This window comes from Tahibacter sp., from assembly GCF_032229445.1.
In the GTDB taxonomy this organism is placed as follows: Bacteria; Pseudomonadota; Gammaproteobacteria; order Xanthomonadales; family Rhodanobacteraceae; genus Tahibacter.
In genome coordinates, this window is sequence record NZ_JAVTWC010000054.1 from 5,197 (window position 1) to 28,234 (window position 23,038).

At 67.6% G+C, this 23,038-nt stretch carries 19 protein-coding genes; 14 read left to right on the forward strand and 5 right to left on the reverse strand.

Annotated features, from left to right (window positions below):
- Positions 1-252 precede the first annotated feature (252 nt).
- A complete protein-coding gene (locus RUU78_RS10490; RefSeq protein ID WP_313916340.1) occupies positions 253-516 on the forward strand; it encodes a hypothetical protein in 264 nt (87 codons plus the stop codon).
- A gap of 16 nt (positions 517-532) precedes the next feature.
- Here the strand turns inward: RUU78_RS10490 and RUU78_RS10495 are convergent, their stop codons facing one another.
- Genes RUU78_RS10495 through RUU78_RS10505 form a run of 3 tightly spaced genes read right to left on the reverse strand, consistent with a single transcriptional unit; the run spans position 533 to position 2,282 of the window.
- A complete protein-coding gene (locus tag RUU78_RS10495) occupies positions 533-988 on the reverse strand; it encodes an OsmC family protein (protein WP_313916342.1) in 456 nt (151 codons plus the stop codon).
- On the reverse strand, positions 985-1,449 hold the full coding sequence (locus RUU78_RS10500) for a DUF2721 domain-containing protein (RefSeq protein WP_313916344.1): 465 nt from the start codon (positions 1,447-1,449) through the stop codon (positions 985-987). Before RUU78_RS10500 ends, RUU78_RS10495 begins: the two co-directional genes overlap by 4 nt.
- 8 nt (positions 1,450-1,457) lie before the next feature.
- On the reverse strand, positions 1,458-2,282 hold the full coding sequence (locus RUU78_RS10505) for a universal stress protein (RefSeq protein ID WP_313916345.1): 825 nt from the start codon (positions 2,280-2,282) through the stop codon (positions 1,458-1,460).
- A 145-nt stretch (positions 2,283-2,427) separates the two neighbouring features.
- On the opposite strand from RUU78_RS10505, the gene RUU78_RS10510 reads away from it, so the two are divergent.
- From RUU78_RS10510 to RUU78_RS10530, 5 genes are all read left to right on the forward strand, one after another.
- Positions 2,428-2,859 (forward strand): hypothetical protein, encoded by a 432-nt coding sequence (locus RUU78_RS10510; RefSeq protein WP_313916347.1) that lies wholly within the window; start codon positions 2,428-2,430, stop codon positions 2,857-2,859.
- A gap of 171 nt (positions 2,860-3,030) precedes the next feature.
- On the forward strand, positions 3,031-4,368 hold the full coding sequence (locus RUU78_RS10515) for an ATP-binding protein (protein ID WP_313916348.1): 1,338 nt from the start codon (positions 3,031-3,033) through the stop codon (positions 4,366-4,368).
- Positions 4,365-5,300 carry a response regulator gene (locus tag RUU78_RS10520; RefSeq protein WP_313916350.1) on the forward strand — a complete coding sequence of 312 codons (936 nt, stop codon included), beginning with the start codon at positions 4,365-4,367 and terminating at the stop codon, positions 5,298-5,300. The genes RUU78_RS10515 and RUU78_RS10520 overlap by 4 nt, the downstream gene beginning before the upstream one ends.
- A gap of 196 nt (positions 5,301-5,496) precedes the next feature.
- A complete protein-coding gene (locus RUU78_RS10525) occupies positions 5,497-6,483 on the forward strand; it encodes a zinc-dependent alcohol dehydrogenase family protein (protein WP_313916352.1) in 987 nt (328 codons plus the stop codon).
- A 515-nt stretch (positions 6,484-6,998) separates the two neighbouring features.
- On the forward strand, positions 6,999-9,221 hold the full coding sequence (locus RUU78_RS10530; protein ID WP_313916354.1) for a VIT domain-containing protein: 2,223 nt from the start codon (positions 6,999-7,001) through the stop codon (positions 9,219-9,221).
- A gap of 926 nt (positions 9,222-10,147) precedes the next feature.
- On the opposite strand, the gene RUU78_RS10535 is transcribed toward RUU78_RS10530, so the two are convergent.
- Positions 10,148-10,636 (reverse strand): DUF456 domain-containing protein, encoded by a 489-nt coding sequence (locus RUU78_RS10535; RefSeq protein ID WP_313916356.1) that lies wholly within the window; start codon positions 10,634-10,636, stop codon positions 10,148-10,150.
- Between the two features lie 50 nt (positions 10,637-10,686).
- On the opposite strand from RUU78_RS10535, the gene RUU78_RS10540 reads away from it, so the two are divergent.
- Positions 10,687-11,379: a serine/threonine protein kinase gene (locus tag RUU78_RS10540; protein ID WP_313916358.1), complete on the forward strand. Its 693-nt coding sequence runs from the start codon at positions 10,687-10,689 to the stop codon at positions 11,377-11,379.
- A 165-nt stretch (positions 11,380-11,544) separates the two neighbouring features.
- On the opposite strand, the gene RUU78_RS10545 is transcribed toward RUU78_RS10540, so the two are convergent.
- Positions 11,545-12,189, reverse strand: a complete 645-nt coding sequence (locus RUU78_RS10545; RefSeq protein WP_313916360.1) for an energy transducer TonB — start codon at positions 12,187-12,189, stop codon at positions 11,545-11,547.
- Positions 12,190-12,374: 185 nt separating this feature from the next.
- Between RUU78_RS10545 and RUU78_RS10550 the strand changes: the two genes are divergently transcribed.
- The 7 genes from RUU78_RS10550 to RUU78_RS10580 all read left to right on the forward strand — a co-directional run bounded on the left by RUU78_RS10550 (position 12,375) and on the right by RUU78_RS10580 (position 22,880).
- Positions 12,375-13,385, forward strand: coding sequence for a sulfate ABC transporter substrate-binding protein (locus RUU78_RS10550; RefSeq protein WP_313916361.1), 1,011 nt, complete (start codon positions 12,375-12,377; stop codon positions 13,383-13,385).
- A gap of 3 nt (positions 13,386-13,388) precedes the next feature.
- Positions 13,389-14,207 carry a sulfate ABC transporter permease subunit CysT gene (gene cysT, locus RUU78_RS10555; protein ID WP_313916363.1) on the forward strand — a complete coding sequence of 273 codons (819 nt, stop codon included), beginning with the start codon at positions 13,389-13,391 and terminating at the stop codon, positions 14,205-14,207.
- Between the two features lies 1 nt (position 14,208).
- Positions 14,209-15,090, forward strand: coding sequence for a sulfate ABC transporter permease subunit CysW (cysW, locus tag RUU78_RS10560; protein WP_313916365.1), 882 nt, complete (start codon positions 14,209-14,211; stop codon positions 15,088-15,090).
- A 1-nt stretch (position 15,091) separates the two neighbouring features.
- Entirely contained in the window at positions 15,092-16,231 is a 1,140-nt protein-coding gene (locus tag RUU78_RS10565; RefSeq protein WP_313916367.1) for a sulfate ABC transporter ATP-binding protein, read from the forward strand.
- A gap of 332 nt (positions 16,232-16,563) precedes the next feature.
- On the forward strand, positions 16,564-19,020 hold the full coding sequence (locus tag RUU78_RS10570; protein ID WP_313916369.1) for a hypothetical protein: 2,457 nt from the start codon (positions 16,564-16,566) through the stop codon (positions 19,018-19,020).
- A gap of 734 nt (positions 19,021-19,754) precedes the next feature.
- Entirely contained in the window at positions 19,755-21,623 is a 1,869-nt protein-coding gene (locus tag RUU78_RS10575; RefSeq protein WP_313916371.1) for a LodA/GoxA family CTQ-dependent oxidase, read from the forward strand.
- Positions 21,624-21,629: 6 nt separating this feature from the next.
- The gene (locus RUU78_RS10580; protein ID WP_313916372.1) at positions 21,630-22,880 is read left to right on the forward strand and encodes a tryptophan 7-halogenase; all 1,251 of its coding nucleotides are present in this window, start codon (positions 21,630-21,632) and stop codon (positions 22,878-22,880) included.
- Positions 22,881-23,038: the final 158 nt, after the last annotated feature.

The following is a 23,038-nucleotide window of genomic DNA, read 5'->3' on the forward strand; positions in this document are numbered from 1 at the left end:
CGCGGGTGGGGGACGGTGGCGGCCTTCCGGCCGTTGGCGCAACCGACCGGATGGCCGACGGTTGCGCCAACCACGACGCTGACTTGTGTACTGCCAGCTGCTTCCGTGCTTGAGTTCAGGGTCGAGACGGCGTTGCCAGCCCGCAGCAGCGCTGGCGCCGGGAGCGGACGTACGCCATCGCGAGTCGGCAAGTGCGGTAACACGGACGCAGGCAATCCGTAGGCATACTGGAATCGACTTTCGGGGAGCGCAATGAAGTACGTGGTTCTCTTGCTTGGCCTCTTGCTCGGCACGATGGCAATGGCGCAAAGCGCGCGCTTCGGCTCACGCATGGTGTCGCGAGGTGACACTGCGGAGCGCGTTCGTGAGGTCGCGGGCTCCCCCGACAGCGTGGAGTCGGAGCCAACCGAATCCGGCCAGCGCGAACAGTGGACGTATCGCCGCCGCGGTCGCCTGATCCAGCTGTGGATCGCCGATGGCAAGGTCGTGCATGTGTCGGATCGCAAGGACGAATGAAACCGAGTCGGACCCGTTAGCCCGGCTCGACGCGGATCCCACAACGCACCGAATTGGCGATGAAGCAGCGGTCATGTGCGGCGTCGTGCAGAGCCGCGATGCGTTCCGCGCTCGCAGGCGCGCCGCTGATCCGCAGGCGCGGGCGGAGCACGACCTCGGCGATCGCCAGCCGGCCGTCGACCTGGCGCAGAATTCCTACGGCCTCGTCGTCATAGCTGTCGATGCAGACGCCTGCCGCAGCGGCCAGCGACAGGAACCAGAGCATGTGGCAGCTCGCGATCGCAGCGACGAACGCTTCTTCCGGATCCACCGCTGACGCATCGGTCAGCGCGGGTGCGACCACGTTCGGCGATGCCGCGGCGGCGATCTTTGCGCCGCCGTCGAATTCCCATCGGTGCGCGCGCGAATAGCGTTGATCCGTGAATGCGGCGCCGTCGCGCTGCCAGTGGACGCGGGCCAAGTGTTCGCTCATTTTCGCTTCCTCGCGCCATTCTGGAACGGGCCCAGGCGAAGATGAATCGTGGCGAGATAAATCTCGCGCAGGAAAACCAGCAGCCCGCCGATCAGGCAGATCAGTCCGAGCACGAACAGGGCTGCGGCCGGCAGGCTGACATCGATGCCATACAGCGCACCGCCGAACAGCACGACGATGACGCTCGAAACCAGCAATGCGCAGAACGTGACCAGGCTGATCGACCAGTTCATGAGGCGCGCGCGCCGCGACAGTTTGCACAGCTCGTCGAGCACGTCGGGTTGGCGTTCGGCGGAAAGGTGTTCGAGCTTGTCCTCCTGGCGCCGCGCGCGGTCGACGACGCGTGCGAGGCGGCTCGTCAGCACACTTAGCAGCGCACCGACACCGGTCAACAGGAAGACCGGCGCGACCGACAGCTGGATGACGTGGGCGATGTCGTCGATGGGTATCGGTTGGGCCATGGTTTCGTTCAGTGCGCGACCAAAAGCGCGCGGTCGGCGTTCTGGAACAGATGGCGCGTGACGCCACCGACGATGAGTTCGGCAATGCGCGAATGCCCCCAGGCGCCCATCACGATGATATCCGCGCCGGTCGCGCGAGCCGCGGCGAGCAGTCCTGCGCCGCGGTCGTCGGGCGCCGCGTACGGCTGGAACTCCGCTGCAATCGAATGGTTGGAAAAGTGTCTGCGCAGATCGAAGCGCGGCAGATGCAGCAGCCCGCCGCTACTGCCGCGGCTCTCACCGTCCAGCACGATGACCGTTTCCGCCGTGCGCAATATCGGCAGTGCGCCATGCACCGCGCGTATCGCCTCGCGCGAGCCGTTCCACATCACCACGACGCGGCGGCCGAGGTCGCCGACTTCGGCGCTTTCCGGAATGACCAGCAACGGCACGCCGGCCGCGAAGGCGCTGCGCGATACCAGACCCCAGCCCAGCGGCGCGTCCGGCTGCTGCTGCGGGCGTTCGATGATGATCAGGTCGTTCCAGCGCGCCGCATAGGCGATCGCATCGAGCGAGTCGGTTTGTGCGACGAGCCACTCACCGCGCGCACCGGCGTCGGTCAGGCGCTGCCGCCACCAGGCGTCGGCAACGCCGGCTTCGCGGAAGTGCCGGTCGGATTCGTGCACCAGCATGGCGACGGTTTCCGGCGATGTGAAGGCCGCCGGCGGAATCGGTGCCACATAGAGCCCGTGCAGATGGATGTCCAGCCGGCGGCTCAGCGCGAGCGCGGCGCGTAACGCGGGCGGATCGCCGCTGTACTGACGCAGATGGACAAGGACGTCTAAGGTGCTCACGACGCGGTCTCCGCAGCCCGGTTGCACCGTAGCTTAGCAGGCGCGCGCGGCGGCCTGCGCGGCATCGGCGGACAACGCCGTCATCGCCGTTTGACGCGATTCGGGCGCATCATAAGCCCCCCGCTTCGTTGCACGGAGGTAGCTCATGAACAAGACGACAGGTGTACTGGTTTCCGCTGTGCTGCTCGTGGCCGCTCAGGGTGCTGCGGCTGCATCGATCGATTGCGAAATGGACTTCAGCATGTCGGGCTGGTCGGCGTTCTACAAGACTGCCAGCGGCAGCGGCACGATCCGCTGCGACAACGGACAGACACTGAAGGTGAAGATCCGAACCAAGGGCGGGGGCATCACGTTCGGCAAGCAGCGCATCGACGACGGCAAAGGCAAGTTCTCCGAAGTCCACGACATCAAGGACCTGCTCGGCACCTACGTTTCGGGTGGCGCTCATGCCGGCGCAGTCAAGTCTTCCGCAGCGAGTGTCGTGACCAAGGGCGACGTCTCCCTCGCCCTGGCCGGCACGGGCGAGGGCATCAATATCGGTGTCGATTTCGGCAAGTTCGTCATCAGCACACGCTGATCGGGCAGCCCGCGGCGCGACGGCCGCGGGCTTTCGGCAACAAATAGCTTTTTTTCATAGTGCGATCAGGGGCGGATCGCCGCGTCGTGTCTGCGTGGCGCGTCATCGGCGTGACGCATCCGACGGCTAGCCTGGGCGCGTTGCCGCCATGCGAATTGCGCGCCGTACGCCATGAACCTTCCTACACGTGTCATGCCCGCCCCCCCGGCAGGCGCCGCCGCGGACGCCCTGGCCGCGTTGCTGCTGCCGGTGACCCCGCTGACACCCCGGTGCAGCGTGGCCGAAGCCGGCGAGCGTTTCCTCGATGCCGCCAACGCCAAGCTGTTGTCGCTGCCTGTCGTCGAAGGCGGGCGCGTGCTGGGCTGCGTCACCCGGCACGAGCTCATGCTGCGCGTCTACATGCAGCCCTACGGCCGTGAGCTGCACGGCCGTCGCGCGGTGACGACACTCATGGATGCTCGGCCGCTGAGCCTGTCCATCGACAGCAGCATCGAGGCCGCGGGCCAGTTGATCGGCCGCAGCCTGCGCCAGCCGATCACCGAGGATTTCGTCGTGCTCGACACGACCGGTCACTATGCCGGCATGGGTGTGGTGCTCGACGTGTTGCGTGCGCTTGAGTTGCGCGTCGGCCAGCACGCGCAGGAACTCGAAGCCGCGTATCGCCGCCTCAAAGCCTCGCAGCATCGCCTGGTCCAATCGGAAAAACTCGCGACGCTCGGCCAACTGGTCGCCGGGCTGGCGCACGAAATCAACACGCCGCTGGGCTATGTGCAGAACAATCTCACGATGACACGTGACCTGCTGCCCGGTGCGGCCGAACTCGCTCATGCCGGCGCCGCGCTGCTCGACGCGACGCTGGACGGGGACGCGCAGGACTGGCAGCAGCGCGCCGAACGCCTGAGCGCGGCGCGCGCTGCGTTCGACCCGTCGCTGTTCGGCGACCTGTCGGCGCTGCTCGACGATACCTTGCACGGCGTCGCCCAGATCGCCGATCTGGTCGGAAACCTGAAGGATTTTTCCCGTGTCGACGCGGCGCACATCGAGGGTGTCGACCTGCACGGCCTCATCGACGCCGCGCTGCGCATCGCCGGCCACATCCTCAAGCGGCGCAACGTGCAGGTGCAATGCCGCTATGGCGAACTCGCGCCGCTGCGTTGCGCACCGGCGCAGATCAACCAGGTATTGCTGAACCTGATCAGCAACGCCGCGCAGTCCATCGATCACGAACAGGGAATGATCATGATCCGCACGCAGGCGCTCGGTGGCTATGCGCTGATCGCGGTGCAGGACAACGGCCGCGGCATTGCGCCGGATGTGCTGCCGCGGATCTTCGAACCTTTCTTTACGACCAAGCCGATTGGGCAGGGCACCGGCCTGGGCCTGTCAATCTGCCAGCAGATCGTACAGGCGCACGGCGGACGCATCGCCGCGACGTCGACGCCAGACTCGGGCACGCGCTTCGTCGTCGCTTTGCCCCTGTCGAAGGCCGTAGCGAAGGTGCCGGCGTGAACGCCGACAAGCCGTGTGTCGTGCTGGTCGACGACGAGGAGCGCATCCTGCGTTCGTTGTCGCTGCTGCTGCGCAGCCGGTATGACGTGCTGGCAACGACGAATCCGGTGCAGGTGCTCGACTGGGTACGCTCGCGCCCGGTGCATGTCGTCGTCAGCGATCAGCGCATGCCGACTATCAACGGCGTCGACCTGTTGCGCCAGATCCGCGACCACTCTCCGCGCAGCATGCGTCTGCTGCTGACGGGCTACGCCGATCTCGCCGCAGTCGAAGCGGCCGTCAATGAAGGCGAGATTTTCCGCTTCGTCGAAAAGCCCTGGGACGCGCTCAAGCTGCAGGACACGATCGCGGATGCGGCGCGGATCGCACAGGATGAGTTCGCGCGCCTGACCCCGCCGGTCGTTGCGGTCGCGTCAGCGCAGGAGCCGGTGCGCGAGATCGCCTTCGCGCCGGTGCTCGTACTCGACGAGGACCCGCTCAGCGTGACCATCGTGCGCGAACTGCTGCCGCCTGGCAGTCTCGTCGTGCCGGCAACCAGTGTCGAAGCAGCGCTCGCGCGCATCGAGCAACAGGAATATGGCGTCATACTCGCTGAGCTGCGGCACAGCAGCGACGACGTGATCGGCGCGCTGAAGCTGCTCAAGCAAGCCAGTCCACGCACGCTGGCGATCGCCTGTTCGTCGCTGCGCGATGGCCGCCTGCTCATCGATCTGATCAATCAGGGGCAGGTCTTCCGCTTCCTGCCCAAGCCGCTGTCGCGCGAACTGCTCAGGCGCGCGCTGCAGGCGGCGCTGGAGCGGCATCGGGAGCTGCGCCATGAACCGCATCGGCTGCGCCGCCATGTCGTCGAGGCGCCGCGCGAAGTCAGCCTGTCCAGCCGCGTGCTCGACTATCTCCGGCGCATCCGCGATCAGGCCCGGCTGCGGGCGTGAGTGGAGTAGTGAGGCGAGATAGGCGAGAAATGCGCACGTGCGCGCGGCACACCGTCACCCGTTTCTCACATCTCTCACCTCTTTCCTGTCGCGCCAGCGCCGGGCTACCCGCGTAATCAAACGGTTGTTAGGATCCGTGCTCCAGGCCACGCCGGTGCGCGGCTGTGGCATCGGCGCATATTCCCGGAGATCGCACATGAAAAAGGCCGAATACAGCGAACGTGGCCCGGTGCCGCAGGACGTCATCGATATCGTCGACATGACACTGCCGCCGCCGTCCGCGGGGCAGGTGCTCATCGAAGTGCTCGCGGCACCGATCAACCCGTCCGACGTGCTGACTCTCACCGGTCAATACGGATTGCTGCCGCCGTTGCCGGCGGTCGGTGGCAATGAGGGAGTCGGTCGTGTCGTGGAACTCGGCGCCGACGTCGATGCGAACCTGAGCGGTCGTACCGTGCTTTTGCCGGTTGGTGTCGGTACCTGGCGCACGCATGTGATCGCCGACGCCAAGGGACTGGTCGTCCTGCCCGACGGCCTCGACGTGCAGCAGCTGGCGATGCTGTCGATCAACCCGCCGACGGCGTCGCTGATGCTCAGCGACTTCGTCGCGCTGCAGCCCGGCGACTGGGTTATCCAGAATGCGGCGAATTCCGCGGTAGGAAGCTATCTCATCGGTCTGGCCAAGTTGCGCGGCCTGAACTGTGTCAACGTCGTGCGGCGCGAATCGGCCGTGGAAGCGGTCAGGGCCGCTGGCGGCGATATCGTGCTCGTCGACGGCGACAAGCTCGCCAAGCGCGTGGCCGAGGCGACCGGCTCGGCAGAGATAAAGCTCGGCATCGACGCGGTCGGCGGCGCCGCCACGGACAACCTCGCGCGCTGTCTCGCCGCCGGTGCGACGCTGGTCAACTACGGGGCGATGAGTGGCGAACCGTGCCAGATCTCGCCGGCGTCGTTTGTTTTCCGCGACATCACGCTGCGCGGTTTCTGGCTGTCGCAATGGTTCCGTACCGCGACACCGCAGCGGCGCGCCGAGATATTCGGCGAGATCGGCAAGTTCATCGCGACCGGCAAGCTGCGCGCATCCGTGCAGGCCACGTTTCCGCTGCGCGAGATCAAGCAGGCCGTGGCTGCCGCCGCGGCGGGCGAACGCGACGGCAAGGTTCTGCTGCTGCCGAATGCGTGAGGCCTGATCTGATTAGGTGTGATCTGATGAGGCCTGTCCCGCTGCGCCGCTCGCGCGGCGTAGCGGTGCGACTCATTGCAGCGACGGGATGAATTCCTGCTCGACTGCCTTGTCGAGGTAGGGCGGCAGCAGGCCTGGCCGATGACGAAGTCGTTGAACTTCCGGCGATCAAACTTCAGTACGAGCGCGATCTCGGTCTTGGCGCGCAATTCCATCAGCGGCGTATAGCCGTAGAAATAGCGGGTCGACTGGCCCGGCGCGCGGCACGAAGGTGCTGCGTTCGCCTTTGTTGCCGATTGGCGGCGGACTCGTGTGCGGCGCCGGCTGCACCGTGGTTTCCGCCGTTGCAGATGACAGGGGCATTTTTCTCGGACGCGGCAGTGTCGCGCGAGGCTCGCCGCAAACAATGTGCCGGAGGTCGCGACGATGTCGCCCGGTGCTTTCGTCTCCTTGCCCGTTGGTCATGCCGGCGCAGTCCCGGCGATTCGCACACAGGCCTTTTGGGGAGAGTTCGCATGCACGGGTATTCGTGGGGTCGGAGCGTGGGCCTGTTTCTGGTTGCGCTGCTGGTTGCGGCATTCGCCGGCACGGCAATGGCGAGTGAGACGCCGTACTTCCAGGTCATCGGCACGGATGCGGCGCGGATCGAGCGTCTGCCGCTGCTGCAAACCCAGGCCGATGTCGACATCGTCGGCACGATCGCGGCAGTGGAGCTGCGTCAGACTTTCGAGAACCGCGGCAGCGCGCCGATCGAGGCCGTCTATGTATTTCCGGCCTCGCTGCGCGCGGCGGTGAACGGCCTGACCATGCGCGTCGGGGAACGCGTCGTACGCGGCGTGATCCGCGAGAAGGAAGCCGCGCGCACCGAGTACGGCGAAGCCAAGGCTGCAGGCAAGAACACGGCCTTGCTCGAGCAGCATGGCGAAGGCATCTTCCGCATGCGCCTGGCCAATATCCTGCCCGGCGACCGCATCGAGGTGGCGCTGCAGTACACCGAACTGCTGCAGCCGCGCGAAGGCGTCTACGAATTCTTCCTGCCGACGACGTTCGGCGGCCGCGGCGACTACGCCGAACGTACGGCGGGACAGTCCACCTCAGCCGCGCCCGAGGTCACCGACTACAGCTTCGGGCTCGCCGCGAGACTCGCCGGACCGCTGCCGTTCGCGCAGATCGAAAGCCCGTCGCATCGCCTCGACGTGCAGCACACGGATCCGCGGCACGCAACGGTCGCTTTGGCCGACGACGAAGTGGACGCCATGACGCGCGACTTCGTGCTGCGTTTCCGTTACGCGGGCGACGAGATTGCCGGCGGGCTGCTGCTGTATCCGGGAAGCGACGAGAGTTTCTTTCTGCTGACGCTGCAGCCGCCGGTATCCGTGCGGCCCGAGCAGGTGCCGGCACGCGAGTATGTGTTCCTCGTCGACGTATCGGGCTCGATGACGGGCGCACCGCTGGATCTCGCCAAGCTCGTTCTGCGCGAACTGCTCGCCGGCATGCGGCCGCAGGACCGCTTCAATGTGCTGCTGTTCGCCGGCGGTTCCGAGGCGATGGCCAAGGACGCCTCGCTGGCCGGCACGCCGGACAATCTGCAGCGCGCCCTGCGCCTCATCGACGGCAACACGGCATCGGGTTCGACCGATCTGCTGCAGGCACTCAACAGTGCGTATGCGCTGCCGCGCAGCGCCGGCATGGCGCGTTCCATCGTCGTCGTGACCGACGGCGTGATTCCGGCGGACGATGCGGTATCACGCCTGATCCGCAGCCACCTGCACGAAGCGAGCGTGTTTTCCTTCGGCGTCGGCGCGTCGGTCGACAAGGGCGTGATCCAGCGTATCGCGCGCGCCGGTACCGGCGAGGCGGTCATGATCGAGAATCTCGACGAAGGCAAGCCGCAGGCACAGGCGTTCCGCCGCTACGTCGAGCAGCCATTGCTGACCGGCGTGCAGGCGACCTTCGAAGGCTTCGATGCTTACGACGTGTCGCCGACGCCGATTCCCGACCTGTTCGCGCAGCGACCGATCGTGCTGATCGGCAAGTACCGCGGCGCGGCGCAGGGGCAGATCCGCCTGCGCGGCATCGGCGGGCGCGGGCCGTATGAAGCGGTCGTCGATGTCGCCGCGGGCAGCTCTTCCGCGGCCAATGCACCGCTGCGCGCGCTGTGGGCGCGCAGTGTGCTGGCCGATCGTCTCGACCTGGGAGCCGCTGACGCGAAGGCCTCCGCCTCTGCCGATCAGCGGGCCGACATCACGCGGCTCGGCCTGGACTATTCGCTGCTGACGCCGTACACGTCCTTCGTCGCCATCGACGATGCGGTGCGCACACAGGACGCTGGCACGAGCGTGAACCAGCCCACGCCGATGCGTGCATCGCAGGTCGTGGGCTACGCGGGTGGGAGCGGTAACGCGTTGCTGCTCGCGGCGCAGTTGCAGCCGGCGCTGAGCCACGCGGTCGCCGCGACCGCGCAGCCCCTGCGCGAGGTCGGTGGACGCCGCTTCCGCGACACGCGCGACGGACTGGTCGATCTCGCCTACCAACCGGGTCAACCGCTGCTGCGTGTTCGTCGCGACAGTCCAGCGTACGTGCGTCTGCTCGAGTTGCGTCCCGATCTGCGCCTCTGGCTCGAACTTGGCGACAGCGTCCTGTTGCGCCTCGGCCGCTACGCAGTCCTCGTCGATGTGCGGGGCTTCAGCGATTTTCCCGATCGCGTGCTGCAGCGTGCCGTGAGGTCGAGGCAGTGAATGCCCGCGCGCTGCGGGTCATCTGCGCTGCGGTCGCATTGCTGTTCTCGCTCGCCGCGGCGGGGGCGCGCGAGAACGTGACCTTCCTGCTGGCCGATGACAATCCGGGCCACGCGTTTTTTGCCGCGGCGCGCGACTACTACGCCGCACGCGCCGACGAGACGGGGACGCTGGTGACGAGCGCGCGTTCCCTGGCCGATGTGCGCGAGTTCCTGCAGCGTTCGCCGCTGCGCGGTGCAGCGCCCTGGGGAACCGTGCGCCTCGTCGCGCATGGCTCGCAGTGGCAGGGACTGCGCGTGCCGGTGTTCGCGCGCGGAGAACTGGCCGGCGTGCAGGCGCTCGAACGGGTGCTGGCACAGCGGGAGTTTCCGCTGCTGGATGCGAGTGTGCTCGATCACGACAGCCGACTCGTCGTCGAGAGCTGCGGGCTGGGGCAGCGCACCGCGTGGCTGCGCCTGTTCGGCCGTCTTTTCACCGGTGACGCGCGCACGCCGGTGGAGGCGAACCCGGGCTATGTCCGGTTTCGCCGCGTGCGCGACGCGTCAGGCCACGTGCAGGCCGTGCGCGAGGAATTGCCGTATCGCGCCACGGTGCTCGCCGGCAGGGTGCAGCTCGACGAGGCAACGCGCGCGAAGCTACATCGCGAATGGCCGTCGACACAGGCCGCCTCGCTGCAGTTCATCGCCGTGCCGCTGCGTATCGACGTGCCGGCCACGGTTGCCGACGACGCCTGGGGCCGGGCTGCGCCATCGCGCGAGGCGCGCGACGCACTGCGCAACTATGGCTTGCGCTGGTCGCAACTGGTGTGGCGCACGGAGCACGGGCGCCTGCGCGGCGAAGCGCTGATCGTCGTTGCTGCCCCCGACACGGTGGCCGTGGACCTGCGCCAGTTCGAACTCGCCGGCGCGCTATGGCACATCCCGCGATCAACCCGCCGGAATCAGCAGCGCGAACGCGAAGATGCCGATCATCGCGAACGCGAGCGCAACCTTGACCAGCGTGCCGAACAGCATGCCGAGCCAGGTGCCCACGCCGACGTGGGTCGCCTGCCTGAGCGTGCCGCCAGCGATCAGCTCGCCGCCAAGTGCTCCAGCGAATGGGCCGAGGATCAGGCCCGGCAATCCGAAGAAGAATCCCCCCAGCGTGCCGATCGCCGCGCCGACCAGCGCCCAGGTGCTGGCGCCGACACGCTTGGCGCCCAGCAGGCTCGCGACGATGTCCGCAGCGATCGCCAGCGCGCAGAGCAGGCCCAGCAGCCCGAGTGTCAGCGGACCGACATGCACGAAATGGCCGGTCCAGGCGGCGAGGAACATGCCGGCGTAGAGCAGCGGCACGCCGGGCAGCGCCGGCAGCACGGTGCCGATCAGGCCGATCACGATCATGGCCGCGGCGAGGATGTACAACGCGATCGTCATTCAAAAGCCCTGTGGAAAGCCGGCGCGGCGCCCCATGCTACGCTGCCGGAATGAAGCATAGTCCGGCAGAAACCTGCGAACTGCTCAAGGCCGATACGTTTGGGCATATCGAACGCGTACAAGCCGGCGAGGCGATTTTCATCCGTCGCGATACGCGCAGCGCGCACTGGCTGCTGCGTGGACTCGCGCGCTGGGCGGCGCGGCACGAGGCGCGCGGTCTCGACCGCTTGCGCGGCATCGACGGCGTGCCGCAACTGCTGCGCTGGGACGGTCATGTGCTCGAGCGCAGCTACATCGCCGGCGCGCCAATGCAGTCGGCGCAGCCGCGCGATCCACGCTGGTATCGCCAGGCGCACCGGCTGATCCGCGCATTGCGCGAACGCGGTCTGGCGCATAACGATCTGGCGAAGGAACCGAACTGGCTCGTGCGCGACGACGGCACGCCGGCGGTGCTGGATTTCCAGATCTGCTGGATAAGCCGGGGTCGCGGTGGCTGGTTCCGCATGCTCGCGCGCGAGGACCTGCGCCATCTGCTCAAGCACAAGCGCACCTATTGTCCCGAAGCGCTGACGCCGGTCGAGCGGCGTCTGCTCAAGCGTCGTTCGTGGCTCGCGCGAGCGTGGAAAGCGACCGGAAAGCGCGTCTACAAGCACATCGCGCGACGCTGGTTCGGCTATTGGGACGACGACGGCGGTGCGCTGTCATCGCGGCGCCGGCCGCAGGACGAGCGCGGCCCGACCTGACGCGCGGGCTTCTTCCCTGGGAAACGCGCCGGACACAGACCGTCGCCGGCCCTCACTCGTTTCTCACTCCTGTCGTCTCTTTCCTCTCCGCCCAACAACGAGGCGGAAAAAGCGTTGCGACAGCGTCCCTGCCGCCGCAACGCACTGAGGGAGCGTGCTACCGACTCAAAGTTCGGTCAGCTTGAACGCGATCGGCACCAGGCCGTAGGCGGCAAACGGCACGCCGTTGCGCGTGCCGGGCTCGAAGCGCCACTTCATGACCGCGTCGCGTGCCGCGCGGTCGAGCACCAGATGGCCCGAGGACTTGTCGATCTGGATTTCCTGCGGCACGCCGTCGGCGCCGACCAGCACGCGCAGGATCACCGTGCCTTCCATGCGCTGTGTCGCCGCGATGCGCGGATATGGAACGGCCTTCATCGACTTGTAACCCAGCGCGCTCGGTGCAGTCTCCGCCGGCGCGGCGGGCTCGGCGACCAGGGTGGGTTCGGGCGCGGCCGGATACGACATCGGCGTCGGCTCGGCGGTGACGACGGGATCGGCGCGCACGGGTTCGGGCTTGGGCGCCGCCGGTGCGCGCACGACGGGCGTCCTGGGCTTGTGCTCGACCTTGAGGACTGGCGGCGGGGGCGGGGGTGGTTCTTCACGCTTGAGCGTGATCGGCTGCACCAGCGGTTCCTGTGCCTTCTGCACGGCGACAAACGCCGGCGGAGCCAGGATCGCCAGCGCGGCGAGGGCGTGGAGGGCGAGCGTGGCGCTGATCGCGGAACTGCGTTTCCACTGGAATCCGCGCGCCAGGACGAGTGTGGCCATGGTGTTTCCCCTGCGTCGGCGGGCTGCCGGCGAAGGCTGCAACGCCGCCGTCGCCGGGGCGGGGTTAGTACCTGCGCGGTTTTGCAACACGGCTAATGGCATAAGGTGATAACGGCGCGTCAATTCAAGCTTGGCCGGGTGGAGTTTAGGCTGCGCTCACCCTCTTCCCTCGGTGGCGGAATACCATGCGCGCCTCGTTGCGTTCCACACTTGCCGGCTCTGTGCTGTGGCTTTGCGTTGCCAGCAGCGCTGCCTGGGCGGCGGAAGTCTCGCTGCTCAACGTGTCCTACGATCCGACGCGCGAACTGTACAAAGATGTCAACGCGGCATTTGCTGCGCAGTGGAAGGCGGAACACGGCGATACCGTCACGGTGAACGCTTCGCATGGCGGTTCGGGCAAGCAGGCGCGCTCGGTCATCGACGGCCTCGAGGCCGATGTGGTGACGCTCGCGTTGGCCTACGACATCGACGCGGTTGCGGAGAAAGGACTGATCGCTACCGACTGGCAGAAACGCCTGCCGCACAACTCCACACCCTATACCTCGACCATCGTCTTCCTCGTGCGCAAGGGCAATCCCAAGGCCATCAGGGACTGGAACGACCTGATCAAGCCCGGCGTCGAAGTCATCACCCCGAACCCCAAGACCTCCGGCGGCGCGCGCTGGAACTATCTGGCCGCCTGGGGCTACGCCCTCAAGCAGCCCGACGGCAACGACGCGAAGGCGAAGGAGTTCCTCGCCGCGCTGTTCAGGAACGTTCCCGTGCTCGACACCGGCGCACGCGGTTCGACGACGACGTTCGTCCAGCGCGGCATCGGCGATGTGCTGCTGGCCTGGGAGAACGAGGCGCTGCTCGCGCGCCAGGAACTCGGCAAGGACGAGTTCGAGATCGTGGTGCCGTCGATCTCGATCCTGGCCGAACCGCCGATCGCCGTCGTCGACAAGGTCGTCGACAAGCGCGGTACGCGCGCGGTCGCCGAGGGTTATCTCAAGTTCCTCTATACGCCCGCGGCGCAAGAACTCGCTGGCAAGCACTACTACCGTCCCTACGACGAAAAGGCCGCGGCGAAGTACGCCTCGGTGTTTCCGAAGGTCAACACCTTCACCATCGACGAGCAGTTCGGCGGCTGGAAGAAAGCCCAGGCCACGCACTTCGCCGACGGCGGTGTGTTCGACCAGCTCGGCATCGGCAAGTAAGCGATGTCGCGACGCGTACTGCCCGGGTTCGGCCTCAGCCTCGGCTACACCCTGGCGTATCTCGGGCTGATCGTATTCCTGCCGCTCGCCGCGCTCGTGGTGAAGGCGAGCGGCATCGGTCTCGAAGGCCTGTGGAATACGCTGAGCGCGCCGCCGGTGCTGGCGGCGCTGCGCCTGTCCTTCGGCGCGGCGCTGCTGTCGGCCCTGGTGAATGCCGTCGTGGGCCTGCTCGTGGCCTGGGTGCTGGTTCGCTACTCGTTCCCGGGCCGGCGCCTGTTCGACGCGCTCGTCGATCTGCCGTTCGCACTGCCGACCGCGGTCGCCGGCATTGCCCTGACCGCGCTGTATGCGCCGAAGGGCTGGATCGGCGCGTGGCTTGCACCGCTCGGCATCAAGGTCGCCTTCACGCCACTCGGTGTGCTGGTCGCGATGATCTTCGTCGGCTTCCCGTTCGTCGTGCGTACGGTGCAGCCGGTGCTCGAGTCGCTGGACCGCGATATCGAGGAAGCCGCGACCACGCTCGGTGCGAGTCGCCTGCAGACCTTCGCGCGCGTGCTGTTCCCGCTGCTGCTGCCGGCCCTGCTGACCGGCTTCGCGCTCGCGCTCGCGCGAGCGGTCGGCGAATACGGTTCGGTCATCTTCATTGCCGGCAACATCCCAATGAAATCCGAGATCCTGCCGCTGGTCATCGTGAAGCAACTGGAACAATTCAACTATGCCGGTGCCGCCGCGGTCGGCGTCGTGATGCTGGCCCTGTCGTTCCTGCTGTTGCTGGCGATCAGCCTGTTGCAGCGCTGGAGCCGGCGCTGGGCGGAGCGCTGAGATGGAAGCCGTCCTGAAAACTGCCGCACGCACGCCGCGCCGCGCGCAACCGTGCAGCCGCCGCCTCGTGCCTGGGCTGCTGATTGCCGCGGCGCTGGGTTTCCTGCTGCTGTTCCTGGTGCTGCCGCTGGCCGCGGTCTTCGTCGAGGCGCTGCGCAAGGGGCTGGGCACCTATGTGGCAGCCGTGGTGCATCCCGAGGCGATCGCGGCGATCAAGCTGACCTTGCTCGTGGCGGCGATCGCCGTGCCGCTGAATACCGTATTCGGCGTCGCCGCGGCCTGGGCCATGACGCGCTTCGATTTCCGCGGCAAGGCGCTGCTGGGCGCGCTGATCGACCTGCCGTTCTCGGTATCTCCCGTCGTATCGGGACTGATCTACGTGCTCCTGTTCGGCGCGCAGGGATGGTTCGGGCCCTGGCTGCAGGCACACGACATCAAGCTGATCTTTGCCGTGCCCGGGCTGGTGCTGGCCACGGTCTTCGTCACGCTGCCGTTCGTCGCGCGTGAACTGATTCCGCTGATGCAGTCGCAGGGCAGCGACGAGGAGGAAGCCGCGCGCGTGCTCGGTGCGAGCGGCTGGCAGATCTTCTTCCGCGTGACCCTGCCTAACATCCGCTGGGCGCTGCTCTACGGCGTGCTGCTGTGCAATGCGCGCGCGATGGGCGAGTTCGGTGCGGTATCGGTGGTGTCGGGCCATATCCGCGGGCTGACCAACACGCTGCCGCTACATGTGGAAATTCTCTACAACGACTACAACTACGCTGGCGCCTTCGCGGTCGCGTCGCTGCTGGCGCTCCTGGCCCTGCTCACGCTCGGCCTCAAGACTTTCCTGGAATGGCGCTACGGGGCGGAACTCGCCGCCCGCGCGCCGCGCGGACACTGACATGACCATCGCCATCACCCATCTCGCGCGCCGCTTCGCCGATTTCCGTGCACTCGACGACGTCAGCCTCAGCATCGCGCCCGGCGAATTCATCGCACTGCTCGGTCCGTCGGGCTCGGGCAAGACGACGCTGCTGCGCATTCTGGCAGGTCTGGATTTCCCCGATTCGGGCGAGCTGACCCAGGATGGCCGCGACCTGCTGCGCGTTGGTGCGCGTGATCGCGGCGTTGGCCTGGTGTTCCAGCACTACGCCCTGTTTCGCCACATGACCGTGTTCGAAAACGTCGCCTTCGGCCTGCGCGTGCGGCCGCGTGCGCGTCGGCCGAGCAAGGCCGAGATCGCCGATCGCGTCGACAAGCTGCTCAAGCGCGTGCAGCTCGACGGCATGGCCGGCCGCTATCCCTCGCAACTCTCCGGCGGCCAGCGCCAGCGCGTCGCGCTCGCGCGTGCCCTCGCGACCGAACCCGACCTGCTGCTGCTCGACGAACCGTTCGGCGCGCTCGACGCGCAGGTCCGTGTCACTCTGCGCCGCTGGCTGCGTCACCTGCACGAAGAGATGAACCTTACGACGGTATTCGTCACGCACGATCAGGAAGAAGCACTGGAGCTTGCCGACCGCGTCGTCGTCATGAGCCAGGGCCGCATCGAGCAGGTCGGCACGCCGGACGAGATCTACCAGCAGCCAGCCACGCCGTTCGTGTTCGAGTTCATCGGCAAGTCCAACAAGCTGCCCGTGCGCATCCAGAGCGGGCGTCTGCATGCGGGCGACCAGCGTTTCGACGCTGACGGCCTCGATGGCATCGCCGACGGCAGCGGTGTCGCGTATGTGCGGCCGGAACATCTCGCACTGACGCCGACGCCGCTGGAGTCCGGCTGGCGCGCGACGCTGCGCCATATCTATCTGGCCGGCAGCGTGGCCCACGTGGAACTCGACGTTCCCGCGCTCGGACAGACGCTCGAAGTCGAACTCGGTGGCGAGGAGTCCCAGCGCCGCTCGCTGCAGTCCGGCATGAGCGTGACGGTGCAGCCGCGCCATCTGACCGTGTTTCCGCTGGCCGGCAACAGCGGTGAACCGGATGTCACGCGGCGGCGCGTCGTACATCCGCGCTACGGGCAGGCTGCGCTCGCGCGCTGGCGCTGATGGGCGCCCGTGAGCCGGAGACACTGCAGTGTTTGCTCCCGGGTCGAAGGACGAATACGCGGAACGAACATTTGCCATCGTCCCATTCTTCTCAATGCCCGGCCGGTGCGGGGGCAGTGGCGGCGGTGGAAACGGACACCCACCCACGGCACCGAAACCACCGATAGCCTTGCCTGGCAGGCTGTTGAGAAGCAGCCTGCCCGGAGAACGTCGGCAAACTCCGCTTGCGCTGTTCGATTGAGAAAGGGACTTCATCCCTTTCCCAACACCCTCCTGGGGGACAATTCGCCCTGGCACGTCCTCGACAGGCATCCTTTCGGGAGGAATTGACGATGGACAGGTATTTCATGCAGGGAATCGGCGCGCGCGCCGCCGCTGCCATGCTGGCACTGGTATTCGCCGCTTCGGCGGGAGCGGCTGGCTGGCGCTGGTATGACCCTCAGCAGACCCTGCCGCTCGCGCCGGCGGGTTTAGACTTTGCCGCGGATGGCAGCTTGTGGACGTTTTCCTACGATGCCGTACGCCGCACCGATGCGGCCGGCACGACGATCGCGGGCGTGACGGACCTGGCCTCGGCGGTGGAGTACGACCGCGGCGTGCTGCTCGCCGATGGCGGCGCGATCCTTCGTGAGTCACCCGGCGGCAGCTGCGCCGTGGCGCGCGTCGATGCCCGCCTCCGGCGGCTCTGGACGGTATCCACGCCGCATTGGTGCCGCGACTACGCGGCCACGCCCGACGGCCGAGTCTGGCTCGCCGACCAGCAGAACCTCGTGCGGATCGATGCGGACGGCCAGATCATCTCGACCATCCCGCTCGGCGACGCGGCCGAACCGGTCACCAACGTCAGCCTCGCCGTCACGCCTGACGGCGGCGTCGTCCTCGTCGCGCAGGCCGCCGGCAGCCAGCAGGCGGCGATCCGGCGCTACGGCAGCGCCGGTGAGCTGCGCTGGTCGTCGAACGCCAGCGCGCTGGAACTCAATACCGTGCTGGTCGCGGCGGACGGATCCGTTCTGCTGGCCGGCCACTCGCCCAACGCGGGCTACACGATCGGCAATCCCACGGTCATCAAGCTCGCGGCCAATGGCGGCCTGCAGTGGCGCACGGCAACCCAGGGCCGCGCCGACTTCGTGTCCGATGCGGCGCTGGCGAGCGACGGCGCTGTCATCATCGCCGGCAACGGCGCGGTTCATCGCATCGATGCTGGCGGCGCTCTTTCCTGGACCCGCGAGCCCTGCACCGACGCGAGCGGCTTCCAGCGCGTCGTCGCGCTGCCGGGCGCCGGGGCGGCTCTCGGCTGTTCGATCTCCGCAGGTTCGCGTCTCGTGCGTCTGGCCTCCAGCGGCGCCATCCTTTCGACCACGGCGTTGCCGCTGGCCTACCTCTGGCCGCCCGCCGCGCGCGCCGATGGCCTGGTGCTGCTCGCCGGCTATGGCATCGGCAATCTCCGCACCACGCAACTCGTCGCGGTCGACGCGAGCGGCGCCATCGTCACGGCGCCGGCGACCGAACCGAGCGCACCCGAGGCGCGCACGTTGCTCGATCAGGTCGTCGCCGATGGCAGCACGTATGTCATGAGCTATCCCAACCGGGACTTCGCGGTCAACCTGTATCTGAGCAAGATCGGCAGCGGCGGCACCCTGGCTTGGCGCCGCGCGATGGAGCCCGGCGCGCAGTTGTGGAACCTCTCGGCCAATGCCACTCGTCTGTGCACGACGCAGCGGCGCTGGGGCACGGGTTCGGCCGTGTCGACGATGGGCTTCGCCTGTCATGCCGCGGCCGACGGCGCGCCGCTGTGGCAGTCCTCGCTGCCGATCACGCCGATTCCGCTGGCGCCGGGCACCGTGCTGCCGCCGCCGTTCGGAGGCACGCCACCGCCGCCCCATGCGGCACAGTTTTCCGACGTGCTCAACGACGGCACGCTGGTTTTCTTCCGCTCCGAACCGGCTGCGCACGAATTCCTCAGCTTCGATCCGGCCGGCCGGCCGATCGGCGCGGCCCGGCTGCAGGGGCGCCTGTTTTCCGTCGCGATCCATCCCGCCGGTGTCATCGTCGCGAGCGTAGGCACGGCAGATGGCAAGTCGGCGCTGATGCGCTACGACCTGCAGGGCAATGCGACGCGCATCGGCGACAGTCCCAATCCGCTGAATGCGATCGACATCGCCGACGGTTCCGTCGCTGCCGACGGCAGCGTGATCGCGATTGCGCACGGGCCGAGCCTCGGTGCATGGCCGTCCGGCGCGCGCGAACTGTGGTCCATCGGTACCGACGGCAACGTGCTGTGGAAGCGCGCCTATACCGGCGGCACTGGGCCGGTCGACATCGTGCGCGTCGGCGGTGCGATCTACCTGGCCGAATACCCCGGCTATGACGGCGCGGCCGTGACGCGCATCTCGCGCATCGCTCCGCAGGACGGCGCCATGCTGTGGCAAACCGAAGCAACCACACCGGCCAATGCGTCCAGCGGCGCCAAGTTCAGCGTGTCCGCCGACGGCGCGTTCGCACTGCTCGCGACCGAGCGCAAGGACCACCTGCAACTGCGCCGCTACGATGCCAAGGAAGGCCTGCTCACCGCCGAATGGCTCTATCCCTGCTACACCTTCTGCGGCGAGCCGCGCGCGATCGCACTCGACAGCGACCGCGTCGCGCGCATCGTGCTGAACGTTGCGGACGCCGTGCGCGGCCGTGTGCCGGCCGTGTTCGCAGTGCCGACCGACAAGTTCAGCCGATTCATCGTCAACGACGGACGGATAGCCACACGCGATGGTCCGCTGCCTGAACGGGTGTGGTAGCGCGGGCCGAATACCGGCGGGCTCGCCATGCGAGCCCGCCGCGGCAAACCGCACTCCTTGCCCGCGCCGCACGAACCCTAGCGGCAAGCTCGCGTCGCTGAGGCGGTAGACACAGGCATCCACTGGCCGGACGTGCGTGGGCCGCGCGACGATTGGCACGCGTGCATAACAGTCGCCTTCGAACGCATCCAGCCGTGCCCAGCGTTCGTGCAGCGCCGGGGAATGGAAGATCAGTCCGTGCGCCGTTTCGCCGTGCGCTTCGAGGACCAGGCCGGGGAAGCCGGCCGCTGCGCCACCACCTTCGGCCAGCAGGATGCCCGTCACCGTGGCCGGCCCCAGGTGCCCGGAACGTCGGCCAGGTCACGTGCGTTGGGCGGCCGGGCGCGAGTGTCCCGTAGACACGAAGACGATCGATCATTTGGGGTTTCCGAGAGCCGGGCGTCGCTCCTGCGACGGCGCGACAATGGCGCGTCCGGTCGATGTCGGCCGGGAAGCGGAGCGCCGCAGCAGGTGTTTCGCGCCGTGGCTGCCCTGCGATGCGCGCCGGCACGCCGTCCGGTGCGCGCCGCCCGCCCATGCCGCAACCGTCGCACGGAGGCGTTCGTCGTAGCGGCATTTGCGTCAAAAGCTATCATGTGCACTTTGCTTGACGCTCCTGCAGAATCGCGCGAGAGTCGTCCGGCCCCGCGGCCGATCGCCGATCGCGGGCGTCGCATACTCAGCGGAGGGGGCTCATGAGTCATGACACCAGGCCGGACGAACGCATCGTCTGCGCGAAGATCCATCCGTCCATCGGCATCGCCCGCGTCGGCAATTCCGCGAAAGAAGACGGCTACTACATCGGCCCGCAGGTAACCGAGCCCGCACCGCAGCCGCCCGGTTACTACCGTGATGCCGCCGGTGCGCTCAAGCGTGAAGTGGCCCAGTTCCGCGTCTACGGCTACAACGCCGCCGGGCATGTCGTGCGCGAACTGCGCATGGACGAAGGGGCCGAGATCGAATGGACCGTGGAATTGGCCAATCACAAGGCGGCCTGGTACAACTTCGAGCTCGCGCTGGATATTCCCGAAGCCCTGACCGCGACGCCGTCGACGCGCCGCAACGCCAACGTTCCGGTACCGGCACGCGGCAAGCTTTCCATCACACCGAAGCCGCGCAGCATCAGCACGCCGGCCACGCAGGGACCGCCGTATCACTTCGACGGCGGCACCTTCATGGACATCGCAGTCGAACTCGGCGAGCTGCGCACCGATGCGCAAGGCCGCCTGCTCGTGTTCGGCGGGCACGGCAAGTCCGCATCCATCACGAGCAAGCCGCCGGTCACCTTCGCCAACAACGACGGCTGGTACGACGACACCAGCGACGGCCCCGTCACCGCGCGCGTGCGGCTCGACGGCCGTGACCTCGACGTCGCCCCGGCCTGGGTGGTCGTGGCCCCGCCGAACTACGGCCCACAGCAGAAATCCGTGCGCACGATGTATGCGCTGATGACCGACGTAGCCATCCAGGCCGGTCAGCTGCCCGCGCCGACCCGCCCGTCGTTCCGGCACGATCTGCTGCCGATCTTCACCGCGCTGTGCGACCTGCAGTGGATGAACGCCGGCTTCGCTGCCGGCTTCGGCTACGGCATGCCGCAGCACTTCCTGGACCCGGCCTACCTGCACAAGCTGTCGCAGCCGGGCGATACCTACAAGGAGCTGCGGCGCACGGTTGCCAATTCGTTCCGCAATCCGCTCGATGGCGACATTTCGCAGAAGCCCTGGCCGTGGGTCTATGGCGACGCGATGGACGTGCCCATGCCGCCGATCCCACGCGCCATGAACGCGCTGACCACGACCCAGCTCGCGCTGCTCGACTACTGGGCCAACGGCCAGTTCATCGCGGACTACGATCCCGCGGCGTCATCGCCCGGCGACATCGACGAGGTGCCGCTGGCCGAGCAGCCGGCTATGCTCGACCGCGCCGCGCTGGAGTTCTGCCTCGCCGATGCGTTCCATCCCGGTTGCGAGATGACCTGGCCGGTGCGCCACGCGACCATGTACCTCGAGCCGTACCGCTGGCGCCACCGCGCCAAGGACAACCCCGAGCCCGACTACGGCACCACGCTCACACCCGGCGAAGCGACGTCCTACGACGGTCCGCTGTACGCCCAGTTTCCCGGATCCATCACGCGCTGGATGGCGATTCCCTGGCAGACCGACACGGCGAGCTGCCGCTCCGGCTACCAGCCCAACTACGACCCGTACCTGCCCACGTTCTGGCCCGCGCGCGTGCCGAACCAGGTGCTGGATGTGGAAAACTACCGGAAGGTCATGGACGCCGCGTTGCCGCGCGACGAACGCCTCGCCGCATTCAACAAGCGTTCCGACTGGGACCGCACGCTGGGTGTGGGCTACCAGCAGCAACTGGTCAACATGGTCGAGCACTTCGACCGGCAGGGCATCGTCGAGGTGCGGCCCGGCATCGCCGACGATCCCGACTTCCCGCCGGTGATGCAGGTCGAAGACCGCGGCGGCAAGGACATGAGCGAAGCCGAACGTACCGCGACCGACGCGCGCATGCGCCAGATCGCACGGTTGGGAACGCCTACGACCACGGCGTGACGCCGCGTGCCCGTCACTGACTGGGACGCGATCATCGTCGGCACCGGGCCTGCGGGCTCGGTGCTGGCATGCCGCTTGCGACCGGGTCGGCGGGTGCTGCTGCTCGAGCGCGCGGCGTTGCGTGATCGAACGGCGCGGGCCGATGCGGCTGTGCCGCGCATCGGCGATCCGATCGGTGCGGGCAAGCTCGACTGCGGCGACGTGTCTGTCGGTGCTGCGGCGTCGGACAACCGCGAGGTGTTCGCTGGAGCAGATGTGCCCCGCATCGGCGAATCGCTGCCCGGGGCTGCTCGGGTACTGTTGCAACGCTGCGGTGCGTTCGATCGTTTCGTCGCGGCCGGACATGTCGAACGCGGCGCTACCGTGTCGCAATGGGAGCGCGACGGGCCGGTCTGGTTCGATCACCTGCGCGACCCGAACGGTCCCGGTTGGCATCTCGATCGCGCGCGTTTCGACGCCGATCTACGCGCCTCTGCGGTGGCTGCGGGCGCCGTGCTGATCGATGACTGCGGCGCGCTGCGCGTCACGCGCGACGGTGACTATTGGTGCGTGGACACCGGCCGGCCGGCCGCCGCGCGTGAAACGCAAAATGCCCTCCATCGCGCCCCCGTGCTCGTGGATGCCACGGGCCGCAACGCCGCCGTCGCGCGCCAGCTTGGCATCGCGCGCCGCGTCGAGGACGAACTGATCTGCCTGCACGCGTACCTGCCGCCCGATGCCCTCGACGAAGACCGCTGCACGCGGGTCTGTGCCGACAGCAACGGCTGGTGGTACAGCGTGCGCGTGCCGTCCGGCCAGCGTGTGCTCGCGTTCCATCTCGATGCGGACGATGCGGAGTTGCGTGCGTTGAAGGCATTGCCCGCACTGCTGGACAAGGCGCGGCGCCACGCCGTGCTCGCCGATGTGCTGCCGGCGTCTGCCGACAAAACCGTGCATGCGCGGCCTGCCGGCAGCGCCGTGCTCGATCGCACCGCGCTCGCAGGCGCCGCGCCGGGCTTCTTCGCGATCGGCGATGCCGGACTGTCGTTCGATCCGATTGCGTCGCAAGGCATCTTCCATGCGCTCGCTTCGGCGGAGAGTGCGGCGAATGCGATCGAATGGAGCGATGGAAGCGGAGATCCTGCGGCTGCACGCGATGCGTTCCTCGCCGAGATGACCGCCGTGCACACGCACTATCGCCAGCGACTGCACGATACCTATGCCGCGCCGGCGACGTATCGGCAATGGCCGTTCTGGCTGCGGCGTGACCTGGGTTGAACAAGATGCTCAGGTCAGTCTTGTGACTCATGTCACTGCCGTGTGTATCGCATGTGAGGGGTGCAACGATGGATCTGCGTGATCGGCTGATCTTATCCCGCAAGGTGGACCCGCGTTCCTGTCGGCATTAGACTCATCTACGCTCCATATCGCATCGA

Coding starts and splice junctions, on each gene's coding strand:
- RUU78_RS10490 (WP_313916340.1), top strand. CDS start 253: ATGAAGTACGTGGTTCTCTTGCTTGGCCTCTTGCTCGGCACGATGGCA.
- RUU78_RS10495 (WP_313916342.1), bottom strand. CDS start 988: ATGAGCGAACACTTGGCCCGCGTCCACTGGCAGCGCGACGGCGCCGCA.
- RUU78_RS10500 (WP_313916344.1), bottom strand. CDS start 1,449: ATGGCCCAACCGATACCCATCGACGACATCGCCCACGTCATCCAGCTG.
- RUU78_RS10510 (WP_313916347.1), top strand. CDS start 2,428: ATGAACAAGACGACAGGTGTACTGGTTTCCGCTGTGCTGCTCGTGGCC.
- RUU78_RS10515 (WP_313916348.1), top strand. CDS start 3,031: ATGAACCTTCCTACACGTGTCATGCCCGCCCCCCCGGCAGGCGCCGCC.
- RUU78_RS10525 (WP_313916352.1), top strand. CDS start 5,497: ATGAAAAAGGCCGAATACAGCGAACGTGGCCCGGTGCCGCAGGACGTC.
- RUU78_RS10530 (WP_313916354.1), top strand. CDS start 6,999: ATGCACGGGTATTCGTGGGGTCGGAGCGTGGGCCTGTTTCTGGTTGCG.
- RUU78_RS10535 (WP_313916356.1), bottom strand. CDS start 10,636: ATGACGATCGCGTTGTACATCCTCGCCGCGGCCATGATCGTGATCGGC.
- RUU78_RS10540 (WP_313916358.1), top strand. CDS start 10,687: ATGAAGCATAGTCCGGCAGAAACCTGCGAACTGCTCAAGGCCGATACG.
- RUU78_RS10545 (WP_313916360.1), bottom strand. CDS start 12,189: ATGGCCACACTCGTCCTGGCGCGCGGATTCCAGTGGAAACGCAGTTCC.
- RUU78_RS10550 (WP_313916361.1), top strand. CDS start 12,375: ATGCGCGCCTCGTTGCGTTCCACACTTGCCGGCTCTGTGCTGTGGCTT.
- cysT (WP_313916363.1), top strand. CDS start 13,389: ATGTCGCGACGCGTACTGCCCGGGTTCGGCCTCAGCCTCGGCTACACC.
- cysW (WP_313916365.1), top strand. CDS start 14,209: ATGGAAGCCGTCCTGAAAACTGCCGCACGCACGCCGCGCCGCGCGCAA.
- RUU78_RS10565 (WP_313916367.1), top strand. CDS start 15,092: ATGACCATCGCCATCACCCATCTCGCGCGCCGCTTCGCCGATTTCCGT.
- RUU78_RS10570 (WP_313916369.1), top strand. CDS start 16,564: ATGGACAGGTATTTCATGCAGGGAATCGGCGCGCGCGCCGCCGCTGCC.
- RUU78_RS10575 (WP_313916371.1), top strand. CDS start 19,755: ATGAGTCATGACACCAGGCCGGACGAACGCATCGTCTGCGCGAAGATC.